Genomic DNA, 12714 nt, shown 5'->3' on the forward strand with positions numbered 1-12714 from the left:
TTTCAGTCTTGCGACCGTACTCCCCAGGCGGAGTGCTTAATGCGTTAGCTGCAGCACTAAGGGGCGGAAACCCCCTAACACTTAGCACTCATCGTTTACGGCGTGGACTACCAGGGTATCTAATCCTGTTCGCTCCCCACGCTTTCGCTCCTCAGCGTCAGTTACAGACCAGAGAGTCGCCTTCGCCACTGGTGTTCCTCCACATCTCTACGCATTTCACCGCTACACGTGGAATTCCACTCTCCTCTTCTGCACTCAAGTTCCCCAGTTTCCAATGACCCTCCCCGGTTGAGCCGGGGGCTTTCACATCAGACTTAAGAAACCGCCTGCGAGCCCTTTACGCCCAATAATTCCGGACAACGCTTGCCACCTACGTATTACCGCGGCTGCTGGCACGTAGTTAGCCGTGGCTTTCTGGTTAGGTACCGTCAAGGTACCGCCCTATTCGAACGGTACTTGTTCTTCCCTAACAACAGAGCTTTACGATCCGAAAACCTTCATCACTCACGCGGCGTTGCTCCGTCAGACTTTCGTCCATTGCGGAAGATTCCCTACTGCTGCCTCCCGTAGGAGTCTGGGCCGTGTCTCAGTCCCAGTGTGGCCGATCACCCTCTCAGGTCGGCTACGCATCGTCGCCTTGGTGAGCCATTACCTCACCAACTAGCTAATGCGCCGCGGGTCCATCTGTAAGTGGTAGCCGAAGCCACCTTTTATGTTTGAACCATGCGGTTCAAACAAGCATCCGGTATTAGCCCCGGTTTCCCGGAGTTATCCCAGTCTTACAGGCAGGTTACCCACGTGTTACTCACCCGTCCGCCGCTAACATCAGGGAGCAAGCTCCCATCTGTCCGCTCGACTTGCATGTATTAGGCACGCCGCCAGCGTTCGTCCTGAGCCAGGATCAAACTCTCCGATAAGTGGATCACAGGTTAAGTTCACCGCATCCTGCGGCGACACCTGTGTGACCTGCATCGTGCAGGCCCTAGTTTGACTGACTACGCACATCGCTGTGCGATTTATAAAAATGAATTAACAGGTACGTTTTGTCTTGTTTAGTTTTCAAAGATCATTTCGTCACTTCTTAATGAAGCAGCTTTACTAATGTAACATTCAGCTTCTTTTTTGTCAACAACTTTTTTGCGTTATTGTTGAAGCTTTTTGTTTGTGTCCGCTGTGTATCAGCGACATTTAATAATATAACACCTGTGTTTATTTATTGCAATAGTTTTTTTAAAAAATCTATAAAACAAATAAACTATAATCCTCGCCATGATTTCTAAAGCGTGTGTATCATATAATTTTCTTAAAAGAACATATATATCAGTCATGTGATCTTGTTGTTTTTTTCGTTTTCTTGTATAGTAGAAACGAACTAAATACTGATGACCACAAGGGGAGCATTAAAGCTGAGAGTGAGCGGTTTCGTTCTGACCCTTTGAACCTGTTAGTTAACGCTGGCGTAGGGATGTGGCAAAGTCAAATGAATTGCAGATCGTAAAGCAGTGCGTGGAACTTTTCTCATCCTTCCGCGTGCTGCTTTTTTGTTGTCCTTTTGGTTGTCTGTCAATGGAAGGAGATATTTATGGATCAATCTAAGCAACTGGTTCGCCTTATTGAAATTGCCATTATGACAGCAGCAGCCGTTATTTTAGACATTGTCTCGGGAATGTTTCTTAGCATGCCTCAAGGAGGCTCGGTCTCCATCATGATGATTCCGATCTTTTTGATTTCGTTTCGCTGGGGGGTCAAAGCAGGCCTTACTACCGGTTTGTTGACAGGCCTCGTACAAATAGCGATCGGAAACCTGTTTGCACAACATCCTGTACAGCTATTGTTGGATTACATTGTTGCGTTCGCAGCAATCGGCATAAGCGGCTGTTTCGCTTCTTCTGTCCGTAAAGCCGCTGTAGCAAAAACAAAAGGGAAATTGATTGTTTCAGTGGTCAGCGCAGTTTTTATCGGCAGTTTCCTGCGCTATGCCGCGCATGTCATTTCAGGAGCTGTGTTTTTCGGCAGCTTCGCTCCAAAAGGAACGCCGGTATGGATTTATTCTTTAACTTATAATGCGACTTATATGGTTCCTTCATTCATTATTTGCGCCATTGTCCTATGTTTATTATTTATGACAGCACCGCGTTTACTCAAAGCTGACAAAGCTTAAAAGTGACAATCCCCCAGCGAATTCCGCTGGGGGATTTTTGTTATCTGTTAAGAAGTGTTTTTAAAGCAGAAAGATCCGGCCAGCCAAGGCCCGCTTCTTTCAGCCTTACTCCGGCAATTTCAAAGCTGTCCTCCGATACTCTTTCAGGAGAATAGGACTGATAAAATATAATCGAGGGGTTCTGCTCAATGACCCAAACAAACATGCTCGAAAAGCCATGTTGAAGCAAAAACTCTGCTCCTTTTGTTAAGAGCGCCCTCCCTGCACCTTGCCGCTGGTGCTCTTCCAGAAGGTAAATAGCATATAGCTCGCCGTCATAGCCTTCTTGTTCAGAGCGGATAGGTCCAAATGAAGCAAAGCCAAATACTGAATCCTTTTCATCCTGGGCAACAAATACTCCCTTTAACGAGCGGCTTTTCCATTTGTCTTCAAATTCCTTATAGTTCAGGCTGTTTAAATAATCAGTCGGGATAATTTCGTGGTATGTTGTCCTCCAGCTGTCTACATGCACCTTTGCAATGTCCTTTATATCATCTAACCTCGCTTCACGTACAGTTACCATCCCGTTCTGTCCCTTCCTTACTCTGATTTTTGGACCGTTTTGGCTTCTTTGATTTCATTTGTTAATTCATTAATGCTTTGTTTTACGTTTCCTTTTCCTGAAAAGTTCTCAATCATTTCTTTTACGTCAATTCCTGAGGATGCTTTTAAACTTTCTTGCAGACTTGACATTAGGTTCGTCGCATAGCTGGTTACTTTGTTTGCGCCGCTTGATTCACCGCTTCCTCCTGTATCTACAACGGTGATTTTATCAATATTTGAAAGAGGAGCCGCTGCTTGTTTCGCGTATTCCGGAAGCATTTTGACGATCATATCGAAAATCGCCGCCTGCCCGTACTGTTCAAAGGCAGCCGCAATTTTCTCTTTTGCTTCCGCTTCTGCAAGACCTTTCAGGCGGATAACCTCAGCCTCTGTTTCTCCTTTTGCCTTTTCAGCTTCTGCTTTGGCTAGCCCGTCAATTCTTACTTTTTCCGCCTCAGCCTTTGCCATTGCTTCTATACTGTACTTCTTGGCATCGGCTTCCGCTAGCTGTTTGGCTTTTTCAGCTGCTGCAGACTGCTCAACAGAATAACGGTCTGCATCGGCTTTTTTCTTCACCTCTGAGTCGTATTGACGTTCACGGCGAAGAATTTCTTTTTCTTCTAGTTCTATTTGCTTTTGGCGTTCGATAATTTTAACCTGCATTTCCTGTTCTGTGACTTGCTGGCGCGCTCTGGCTGTCTCTAAATCATATGCTTGGTCAGCATTCGCTTTTGCCGTATCTTGGTCTCTGCGGAATTCAGCCATTTTGAGCTGATTGATTTTTTCAGCTTCAGCGATTTCCGTCGCCCGTTCAAGTTCAGATTTCTTTGCATCTTTATCGGCTTCTGCCCGCTTAATCCGGGTTTCTTTATCAGCCTCTGCTGTTGCGATATCAGCATCGCGTTTTACTTGGGCAATTCTCGGTTTCCCTAATGATTCAAGATAACCGTTTTTATCACGTACATCTTTAATGGTAAACGAGACGATTACAAGCCCCATTTTCGCGAGATCCTGTGAAGCGACACGCTGCACCTCTTGAGAGAATTTTTCTCTATTTTTATAGATTTCTTCTACTGTCATTGAGCCGAGAATGGAACGAAGGTGGCCTTCTAAAACCTCCCGCGCTTCCTGCTCACGGTCGTCTTTTGATTTTCCTAAAAATTGTTCGGCTGCTGTAGCGATTTCTCCTATAGAACCGCCGATTTTAATAATCGCAGTTCCATCAGCCATTACAGGCACTCCTTGCTCTGTATAGACTTCAGGTGTCGAAACATCAAGTTTACTTGACAATAAGCTTAGCGGCTCAGCCTGCTGGAAGACGGGAAGGACAAAGGTTCCTCCGCCGCGGACGATTTTGAGACGATTGCCGCCTTCATCGACATGAACATTTTTATTGCCCAGATAACTCCCCGTTACGATTAACGCTTCATCAGGCCCTGCTGTACGATACTTTGTAATAAACACAGCTATTAGTGCAATTAATAAAAAGAATACAACTCCGATGATCATTATAATCGGCATTGTCATATCAAATTCCTCCTTGTGTTTTAAATGGATTCATGCGGAGTAACAGAAAGAACTCCATTGCTAATATCTACGACCAACACCGTTGTCCCGTAACTGATTTGCTGATTATCAAAACTGACCGCTGACTTTGAAATGGTGCCGCCTATTCCTTCAATGACCACTTCGCCAAACCCGTCAACTGGAACAGCTGTAATGACTTTACCGACTCTCCCTCTTAGATCATCTTCTCTATATGCCAATGATTCTTCCGCGGATGATAATGGAACCAGCACAAAGATGTGAAGCAATATCACCAGCATGATTGAAAGGATGCAAGATAAAAGCGCAATCAGCAAGCTTGACAGCGGCAATACGAGCTCGCCTATATATCCGCCTGCTGAAAAACATGTGAAAAATGAGAGCACTAATGTCGGATTTAGAAACGGAATACCTTCCGACAGTCCTGCAAATACATCTCCGAAAAACAGAAATAACAGCGTAAGACTGCCGGCAATCATAAGCGTATAAAGATAAATCGTTTGTATAGGTACACCAAATAACTCCAATTCCCTCATCCTTTCTTCATCAATGCATTGATGAACGGCTGCCGTTACCATTTATACGAGACAACGCAGGAAAGGTTTCAAAATTTTAAGACAAATAACCTATTTTGAAGTGCTTTATAAATGATAATTGCTTATATATATGGTAATGTCATTTTAGGAGGAGATATGATGAGTATCTTTAATGAAGCCAGATTAGAAACGTGGAACGAATTGAAAGGACTTTCTGACGAAAAGCTGAACCAAAAGCCTTCTGCTGATGAATGGAGTATACGGGAAGTTCTTGACCATTTGAAAAAAATCGATATGACAGCACAAAAAATGCTGAAGGAACGTGTAAAGGACGCTCCTATCAAAGAAATTGAAGAAAAACCGCTTGAGGTGGCACAGAACAGAAATAATAAACGGAAAGCTCCGAGTCATCTTGAACCTGCGCATGATTTTATTTCAGGCAGCCAAATGAAACGCGAGCTTGATGTTGTAAGAGAGCAGCTGACAGCCACGATTGCCTCTCTGAAAGAAGAAGATTTTGAAAGAGTGCTTCCGCATCCTGTGTTTCAAGAGCTGACTGTCAGACAGTGGATCGATTTTATCGGCCATCATGAAAAACGGCACCTCAGCCAAATGAAAGAAATTAAAGAAAAGATAGAAAGGGCCTGATTTGTTCAGACCCTTTCTGCTTTTCGTTTAACTTTTCGCTGATAGGAATGAACTTCTATTTCATCACCTGCGTAAACAGCTCCGGGTCTCTCAACAATGCACACAATCCCTCTTATGCCCAGTGCGTGACGGACAAAAGCCGGCGCCAGCTTCGGTTGCTCCGGATAATAAGACTGAATGACTTCTCCCGGCTGAATGCACGGATCATTTTCGCCCTCGCACAGCAGAGCGGCTCCGCTCGGAAAAAGAATCCGGCTTCCTTCTTTTAATGTAGTAAGATCTGGTATACCGCTGACTGCCACATTCGCCCCGAGCCATTCCGGAAAAATCCTCGGCACTCCCATTTTTAAAGCGATTTCGTTGCATTCCTCTATAGAAACAATTGAAATTTGTCTTCGGTTGAAAATTTCAGTCCCTCTTGAAAACATTGGTTCTCTGGCTCCCGCTTTTTTGGTCAGGCCAAAATGCAAGTCTCCGGGGATGCCGCCATATTCAAAATCAAGCTTGTCCATTTGCTTTGTTACGAAGCTTTCTGTATCTGCAATATATAAGCCTTCTGCTTTTGCGGTCATACGCTTCCACATCAGCTGGCACCTTCCTTCTCATCTGAAATTTCCATCTATGCTTCATTATCCCAAAAAATCCCGCTCTGTAAAGGAGCGGGATTTTGATTATACCGTTTTAGGCGTAAGGTTAAAGCAGCGCTTGTAGATCCAGTTATATGCTTTTTCATTTAAATCTCTAGGATTTCCGAAGGTTTGCGGGTCTTTCATTGCTTCTTTAGACAAGCGTTCGATCATGTCAGGTGACACTCCCTGCTCTTCTAAAGTCGGCACTTCTAATTCTTTGACCAGATCATACATCCAATTGACAGATGCTTTCGCAGCTTCTTCTGTTGTCATCTTGCTTGTATCAATACCGAAGGCTTTCGCAATCCGTGCAAATTTCTCAGGATAGCCCTTCCAGTTGTATTCCATGACAGGGCCCATCATCGCCGCCACACATTGGCCGTGAGCGACTGGGATAATACCGCCAAGCGTTTGGCTCATCGCGTGAGCCGCGCCAGCTGATTCACTGCCGTAAGAAAGACCGGCAAGCATTGCAGCCTGCGCCATTCCGTATCTTGCCTCCAGATCCTCTCCGTCAGCAAATGCCCTTTTAATGTAATGAGCGGCATATTCAATTGCCATTAAGGCAACTGCATCCGTGATTGGCTGTGCAAACTTCATTGTATAGCACTCAATAGCATGAGCAAGCGCATCAATTCCCGTCATGGCTGTTACATGCGGAGGCATCGAAATATGAAGCTCAGGATCAATGATGGTCAAGTGCGCTGCAATCAGCGGACCGCCCGTGTTAAATTTGAATTCTCTTTCTTCATCTGTGATCACCGCCCATTGCGTTACTTCTGATCCTGTTCCAGCCGTAGTGGGAATTGTCGTCAGTGGAGGAATGCGGTTTTCCAGCGGTTTTTTCCCATCTGCCGCTTCATAATCAAGCACGCTTCCTTCGTGAGTTGCTTCTACTCCGATTGCTTTTGCTGTATCCATGGAGCTTCCGCCTCCAACTGCCACCAAGCCATTACAGTTCTCTTTTTTGTAAAGCTCAGATCCTTCATTCACCAGACGGACAGGCGGGTTTGGCTCCACTTTATTAAAGAGCACCACTTCAATGCCTGCTTCTTTAAGTGATTCGATAACAGGATCAGCTACGCCAGCTTTGTAAATCCCTGGGTCTGTGACAAGGAGCGCTTTTGAAACGCCCAGTGCAGCTACTTCCTCACCCGTATGCTTGATTGCTCCGATTCCGTGCTTAATGACAGTCGGAATTTCAAATGTGTGGAATTTCTGCATACTTTCTACCTTCATATTTAATGTCATCATCAATCTCCCCCTCTTATGAATTGAACCAGTTAACCGCTGCCGGTTTTGTATTGCGATATACATGCTTGACTTCTGTGTATTCTTCAAGGCCTATTTTTCCAAGCTCGCGTCCGAACCCGGATTGCTTATAGCCGCCCCATGGCGCCTGTGCAAAGTACGGATGAAAATCGTTGATCCAAACGGTTCCCATTCTCAAACGGGCTGCTACCCGTTCGCATTTTTCAATATCTTTTGACCATACCGCTCCGGCCAGGCCGTAGATGGTATCATTCGCAAGCTCAATTACCTCTTCTTCAGAGCTAAAGGTTTCGACTGTCAAAACAGGGCCGAAAACCTCTTCCTGTACAATTCTCATGTCAGATTTACAGTTTGAAAAAATAGTAGGTTCATAGAAAAAGCCATTTTGAAGCGCTGGGTCTTCCGGGCGTTTGCCTCCTGTCTCCAGCTTCGCGCCTTCTTCTATTCCGATCTCTACATATTTTTCTACCTTTGCCCTGTGCTCCGCCGAAATAAGCGGTCCGCTTTCTGTCTCTGCGTGAAAACCGTTTCCGAGTTTTATGCGTTTTGTCCGTTTGACCAGCTCCGCCAAAAATTGATCATGAATGGCGTCCTCTACAAGCAAGCGGGAGCCTGCAGAGCATACTTGGCCAGCGTGGAAAAATACAGCGTTTAATGCCTGATCAACCGCAACTTCTAAATCCGCGTCCTTGAAAACGATATTTGGGTTTTTCCCGCCAAGTTCAAGGGCGATTTTTTTGACATTTCCGCTTGCCGCCCGCATGATATTTTTGCCTGTTTCGATTCCGCCTGTAAACGAAATCAAATCGACGTCTTTGTTTGCGGCAAGCTCATCGCCCACTGTAGCTCCCGGTCCAAGGACAAGATTGGCGACACCTTTTGGAACGCCGGCTTCTTCCATCAGCTTAAAGACTTTGATTGTCGTCAGCGGCGTAATCTCACTCGGCTTCATGACGATTGTGTTTCCTGCAGCCAGTGCAGGTGCGATTTTCCAGCTCGCTTGAAGAAGCGGATAATTCCATGGAGTGATCTGGCCGCAAACCCCAATCGGCTCCCTAATGATTTTGCTTTCTGAATCAGGAATCGGAGATGAAATGATCTCTCCGCCATCTTTGTCAGCCAAGCCGGCGTAATATTGAAAAACATTGGCGATATCGTCCATATCGGCTTTGCTTTCTTCGAGTGTTTTTCCTGTATCAAGAGATTCAAGCTCTGCCAGCTCCTCGAGATCGCGTCTGATTAATTCCGCAATTTTCAGAACAATCTTCCCGCGTTCAAGCCCGGATAATGAAGACCATTCTCCTTTGTCAAATGCTCTGCGCGCGGCTGCGATTGCCTTGATGGCGTCCTCTCGCCCTCCCTCGCTTACAGTTGCAATTTCTTCTTGATTAAATGGATTGATAATGCTCCGGATCTGTCCTTTTTCAGCACTGATCCATTCTCCGTCAATGTAAAATGTTTGACTCATATAAGCCTCCTTGACGTAAATAAAGTTTGTTAAATAAAAATTTAATGTTTTTAACAACCTTAATCTAACATACGGTTTTTAAACTGTCAAAGCCCCTTTTCGATTTTTCTTTTTGACTTTTCCTTATGTTTCGTTAAGATAAAGAACATAAAGAAATAACTTAACGAATTTAACTTTCTAAAGGAAAAGAGGGTCAGTATGGATGAAAATCCAGAATTTGCAGCTATAGAACAGGCTCGGGATCTTGTTATTGACTCCATTGCTGAAACGATGGATCTTTACGGAATTACCCGCAGTGTCGGGATTTTATATGGGACGATGTATATGAGGGATGAGATGACGCTTGACGAAATGCGCGAGGAGTTGCAAATGAGCAAACCAAGCATGAGCACAGGCGTCAAAAAGCTTCAAGACTTAAACGTAGTGAAAAAAACATTTCACCGGGGCATCCGCAAGCATACATTTGTGGCTGAAAAAGATTTCTTTAAATTTTTCACAAATTTCTTTCCCCCTAAATGGGAGCGGGAGGTTCAAGTGAATGTAGCAGCGATCGAAGAAGCTCAGGCTGATTTACAAAAGGTTTTAAGCAAGGAAGATCTCGATAAGGATATCAAAAATGAAGCGTTGCAGTTATATGATCAGCTGGAAAGCTCTAAAGCTTACTACGACTGGCTGAAGCGGCTTGCTGAAGCAGTGCAGAGCGGAGAAATTTTTAAATTTATACCGATCGAAACAAAGTAAAACAGCAAACGCCTGGGAAACCAGGCGTTTTTTTAGTGTAACTACTACAAATTTGAAAAATACGGGAAAAACACCCCATTTACTTCCAAAATATTTGATGGTAATTTTATGTAGGTAAAATTTGTATTTGGCCTTTCAGAGGAGGGGAAAAGCGGGCAGGCCTGTTTAATTAATCAATTTTTAGGGGGAATTTTATTATGAAACGCAAATTATTATCTTCTTTGGCAATTAGTGCACTAAGTCTCGGGTTACTTGTTTCTGCACCAACAGCTTCTTTCGCGGCTGAATCTACATCAACTAAAGCTCATACTGAATCTACTATGAGAACACAGTCTACAGCGTCATTGTTCGCAACAATCACTGGCGCCAGCAAAACGGAATGGTCTTTCTCAGATATCGAATTGACTTACCGTCCAAACACGCTTCTCAGCCTTGGCGTGATGGAATTTACGTTACCAAGCGGATTTACTGCAAATACGAAGGACACAATGAACGGTAATGCCTTGCGTGAAACACAGATCCTCAATAATGGGAAAACAGTGAGAATTCCTTTGGCACTTGATTTGTTAGGAGCTGGCGAATTCAAATTAAAACTGAATAACAAAACACTTCCTGCCGCTGGTACATATACTTTCCGCGCGGAGAATAAATCATTGAGCATCGGAAATAAATTTTACGCAGAAGCCAGCATTGACGTGGCTAAGCGCAGTACTCCTCCGACTCAGCCATGCGGCTGCAACTAATGTAAAAGACCGGTTAACACCGGTCTTTTTTTGCGTTTTCCCCTACCCTTTTTTCTCTCATTTCCGTTATCTTTTTTCTGGTTTAAAATTTAAATTGACAAACACTAGAAACAGGAGTAAATTCTTGAGTGTTCAATTTCATACAGTCTCTTTTACCGCTTAATCAAACACGAACGGGGGAACCAACGATTGGCTGTTTTATTAACAGCCTTGGGGTGAATCTTACTAAGTAAGAGGGGGTACTCTGAATCCCTAATCCGACAGCTAACCTCGTAGGCGTATACAGAGAGGAGGTCTATTGCGACCATTCTTCGAAATGGTCTTTTTTTCTTAAAAAAACGTTAATTTTACTAAGGGAGTTATGAACATTGGGAAGAATAAAAAATAAGCAATTTGCCGTGATCGGGCTGGGCCGGTTTGGCGGCAGCATTTGCAAAGAGCTGCACAGAATGGGACACGAAGTCCTTGCAGTTGATATCAACGAAGAAAAGGTCAATGCTTATGCTTCTTACGCCACTCATGCGGTAATTGCCAACGCCACCGAAGAAAACGAATTGCTTTCATTAGGAATACGCAATTTTGAATATGTGATTGTTGCCATCGGAGCGAATATTCAAGCGAGTACGCTGACCACCTTATTATTAAAGGAGTTTGATATTCCAAATATTTGGGTGAAGGCTCAAAACTATTATCATCATAAGGTGCTTGAAAAAATCGGCGCGGATCGTATTATCCACCCTGAAAAGGACATGGGTGTCAAGATCGCACAAAGCCTTTCTGACGAAAACGTTTTGAATTACATTGATTTATCTGATGATTACAGTATTGTCGAGCTGCTGGCAACGCGAAAGCTTGATTCAAAATCAATTATTGACCTGAATGTGAGAGCAAAGTACGGCTGCACGATCCTGGCCATTAAACATCATGGAGATATCCGTCTTTCTCCCGCACCTGAAGACATCATTCACGAGCAGGATTGCCTGGTGATCATGGGGCACAAAAAGGATATTAAACGTTTTGAAAACGAAGGGATGTAGACAAAGGTGACACTTCAAAAGGATAAAGTGATCAAATGGGTTCGGTTTACACCGCCTCAAGTGCTTGCAATTGGTTTTTTCCTAACCATTATCATCGGGGCTGTGCTGTTAAAGCTTCCGTTTTCTACACTGAAGCCATTGTCATGGATCGATGCCCTTTTTACTGCAGCTTCCGCTACAACCGTTACAGGGCTTGCAGTTGTCGATACCGGTACAGAATTTACACTTTTCGGGCAAACTGTCATCATGGGGCTGATTCAGATCGGCGGGCTTGGATTTATGACGTTTGCTGTTTTGATCGTCATGATATTAGGGAAAAAAATCGGGTTGAAAGAACGAATGCTGGTTCAGGAAGCCTTAAACCAGCCGACAATCGGCGGCGTCATTGGCCTTGTCAAAGTCCTGTTTTTGTTCTCGATCAGTATTGAATTGATAGCAGCACTCATCCTATCCATCCGGCTTGTGCCTCAGTATGGCTGGTCATCTGGCTTGTTTGCCAGTCTGTTTCACGCGATTTCTGCTTTTAACAATGCCGGGTTTTCGCTGTGGCCTGATAATTTGATGAGCTATGTTGGGGACCCTACAGTGAACCTTGTGATTACTTTCTTATTTATTACAGGAGGGATCGGATTTACGGTTCTGTTTGACATTATGAAAAATCGGCGTTTCAAAGCTTTTTCCTTACATACAAAGCTTATGCTTACAGGAACGCTGATGTTGAATGCGATTGCTATGCTTGTGATCTTTATTCTAGAGTACAGCAACCCTGGCACGCTAGGCCACCTGCATATAGGGGATAAACTATGGGCTTCTTATTTTCAGGCAGTGACGCCGAGAACCGCAGGCTTCAACTCCCTTGATTTTGGAAGTATGAGAGAAGGAACCATTGTATTTACTTTATTATTGATGTTTATCGGAGCAGGCAGCGCTTCTACGGCGAGCGGCATTAAGCTGACTACGTTCATCGTGATTTTAACATCTGTTATTGCTTACTTGAGAGGTAAAAAAGAAACGGTGATTTTCCGCCGCTCCATCAAATATCCGGTAATCATTAAGGCTTTAGCTGTGAGCGTCACCGGTTTGTTCATCGTGTTTTTAGGGATATTCGCCCTGACGATCACAGAACAAGCGCCTTTTATTCACATTGTGTTTGAAACCTTTTCCGCTTTCGGAACTGTCGGTCTATCGATGGGGCTTACTCCTGAACTGACAACAGCTGGCAAGTGTATCATCATTGTCATCATGTTCATCGGAAGAATTGGTCCTTTAACGTTCGTGTTTTCATTCGCAAAAACAGAGCAATCAAATATTCGATACCCTGACGGCGAAGTGTTTACAGGGTGATATCAAAA

12 protein-coding genes, 1 rRNA gene and 2 riboswitches (1 of these 15 cut by a window edge) are annotated in these 12714 nt (G+C 44.2%); of the genes, 6 read left to right on the forward strand and 7 right to left on the reverse strand.

The window, feature by feature from the left end; genetic code table 11:
* Window positions 1–917: ribosomal RNA gene (locus MY9_RS15505) — 16S ribosomal RNA — on the reverse strand (it extends 633 nt beyond the left edge of the window).
* 464 nt (window positions 918–1381) lie between these two features.
* A riboswitch (TPP riboswitch) is annotated at window positions 1382–1483 on the forward strand.
* A 99-nt stretch (window positions 1484–1582) separates the two neighbouring features.
* On the opposite strand from MY9_RS15505, the gene thiT reads away from it, so the two are divergent.
* A complete protein-coding gene (thiT, locus tag MY9_RS15515; protein WP_014665124.1) occupies window positions 1583–2161 on the forward strand; it encodes an energy-coupled thiamine transporter ThiT in 579 nt (192 codons plus the stop codon).
* Between the two features lie 40 nt (window positions 2162–2201).
* On the opposite strand, the gene MY9_RS15520 is transcribed toward thiT, so the two are convergent.
* The 3 genes from MY9_RS15520 to MY9_RS15530 are packed head-to-tail and all read right to left on the reverse strand — an operon-like array spanning window position 2202 to window position 4815.
* On the reverse strand, window positions 2202–2723 hold the full coding sequence (locus tag MY9_RS15520) for a GNAT family N-acetyltransferase (RefSeq protein WP_014665125.1): 522 nt from the start codon (window positions 2721–2723) through the stop codon (window positions 2202–2204).
* A 17-nt stretch (window positions 2724–2740) separates the two neighbouring features.
* Window positions 2741–4270 (reverse strand): flotillin lipid rafts scaffold protein FloT, encoded by a 1530-nt coding sequence (gene floT, locus MY9_RS15525; RefSeq protein WP_014665126.1) that lies wholly within the window; start codon window positions 4268–4270, stop codon window positions 2741–2743.
* 20 nt (window positions 4271–4290) lie between these two features.
* Window positions 4291–4815, reverse strand: a complete 525-nt coding sequence (locus MY9_RS15530) for an NfeD family protein (RefSeq protein WP_040082019.1) — start codon at window positions 4813–4815, stop codon at window positions 4291–4293.
* A 168-nt stretch (window positions 4816–4983) separates the two neighbouring features.
* On the opposite strand from MY9_RS15530, the gene MY9_RS15535 reads away from it, so the two are divergent.
* Window positions 4984–5472, forward strand: a complete 489-nt coding sequence (locus MY9_RS15535) for a DinB family protein (RefSeq protein WP_040082017.1) — start codon at window positions 4984–4986, stop codon at window positions 5470–5472.
* 5 nt (window positions 5473–5477) lie between these two features.
* Here MY9_RS15535 and MY9_RS15540 read toward each other — a convergent pair whose 3' ends face one another.
* From MY9_RS15540 to betB, 3 genes are all read right to left on the reverse strand, one after another.
* Window positions 5478–6056: an MOSC domain-containing protein gene (locus MY9_RS15540; protein ID WP_014665129.1), complete on the reverse strand. Its 579-nt coding sequence runs from the start codon at window positions 6054–6056 to the stop codon at window positions 5478–5480.
* Window positions 6057–6143: 87 nt separating this feature from the next.
* Window positions 6144–7352 (reverse strand): choline dehydrogenase, encoded by a 1209-nt coding sequence (gene gbsB, locus MY9_RS15545; RefSeq protein WP_041521528.1) that lies wholly within the window; start codon window positions 7350–7352, stop codon window positions 6144–6146.
* Window positions 7353–7368: 16 nt separating this feature from the next.
* On the reverse strand, window positions 7369–8841 hold the full coding sequence (gene betB, locus MY9_RS15550; protein ID WP_014665131.1) for a betaine-aldehyde dehydrogenase: 1473 nt from the start codon (window positions 8839–8841) through the stop codon (window positions 7369–7371).
* Between the two features lie 198 nt (window positions 8842–9039).
* On the opposite strand from betB, the gene gbsR reads away from it, so the two are divergent.
* The 4 genes from gbsR (at window position 9040) to ktrB (ending at window position 12706) form a co-directional block, all read left to right on the forward strand.
* Window positions 9040–9582, forward strand: a complete 543-nt coding sequence (gbsR, locus tag MY9_RS15555; protein ID WP_014665132.1) for a transcriptional regulator GbsR — start codon at window positions 9040–9042, stop codon at window positions 9580–9582.
* A gap of 197 nt (window positions 9583–9779) precedes the next feature.
* A complete protein-coding gene (gene bslA / locus MY9_RS15560) occupies window positions 9780–10325 on the forward strand; it encodes a biofilm surface layer hydrophobin BslA (protein ID WP_014665133.1) in 546 nt (181 codons plus the stop codon).
* A gap of 146 nt (window positions 10326–10471) precedes the next feature.
* Window positions 10472–10620: riboswitch (cyclic di-AMP (ydaO/yuaA leader) on the forward strand.
* A gap of 73 nt (window positions 10621–10693) precedes the next feature.
* Window positions 10694–11362 carry a potassium uptake protein KtrA gene (gene ktrA, locus MY9_RS15565; RefSeq protein ID WP_014665134.1) on the forward strand — a complete coding sequence of 223 codons (669 nt, stop codon included), beginning with the start codon at window positions 10694–10696 and terminating at the stop codon, window positions 11360–11362.
* Window positions 11363–11368: 6 nt separating this feature from the next.
* Complete coding sequence (gene ktrB, locus MY9_RS15570; RefSeq protein WP_014665135.1) at window positions 11369–12706, forward strand: Ktr system potassium transporter KtrB; 1338 nt, start codon at window positions 11369–11371, stop codon at window positions 12704–12706.
* The last annotated feature ends 8 nt before the right edge of the window (window positions 12707–12714 follow it).

It is taken from the genome of Bacillus sp. JS, from assembly GCF_000259365.1.
Lineage (GTDB): Bacteria > Bacillota > Bacilli > Bacillales > Bacillaceae > Bacillus > Bacillus stercoris.

What these genes read in the sequence shown, in the direction of transcription:
- thiT (WP_014665124.1), top strand. Translation starts at nt 1,583, where the DNA reads ATGGATCAATCTAAGCAACTGGTTCGCCTTATTGAAATTGCCATTATG.
- MY9_RS15520 (WP_014665125.1), bottom strand. Translation starts at nt 2,723, where the DNA reads ATGGTAACTGTACGTGAAGCGAGGTTAGATGATATAAAGGACATTGCA.
- floT (WP_014665126.1), bottom strand. Translation starts at nt 4,270, where the DNA reads ATGACAATGCCGATTATAATGATCATCGGAGTTGTATTCTTTTTATTA.
- MY9_RS15535 (WP_040082017.1), top strand. Translation starts at nt 4,984, where the DNA reads ATGAGTATCTTTAATGAAGCCAGATTAGAAACGTGGAACGAATTGAAA.
- MY9_RS15540 (WP_014665129.1), bottom strand. Translation starts at nt 6,056, where the DNA reads ATGTGGAAGCGTATGACCGCAAAAGCAGAAGGCTTATATATTGCAGAT.
- gbsB (WP_041521528.1), bottom strand. Translation starts at nt 7,352, where the DNA reads ATGACATTAAATATGAAGGTAGAAAGTATGCAGAAATTCCACACATTT.
- betB (WP_014665131.1), bottom strand. Translation starts at nt 8,841, where the DNA reads ATGAGTCAAACATTTTACATTGACGGAGAATGGATCAGTGCTGAAAAA.
- gbsR (WP_014665132.1), top strand. Translation starts at nt 9,040, where the DNA reads ATGGATGAAAATCCAGAATTTGCAGCTATAGAACAGGCTCGGGATCTT.
- bslA (WP_014665133.1), top strand. Translation starts at nt 9,780, where the DNA reads ATGAAACGCAAATTATTATCTTCTTTGGCAATTAGTGCACTAAGTCTC.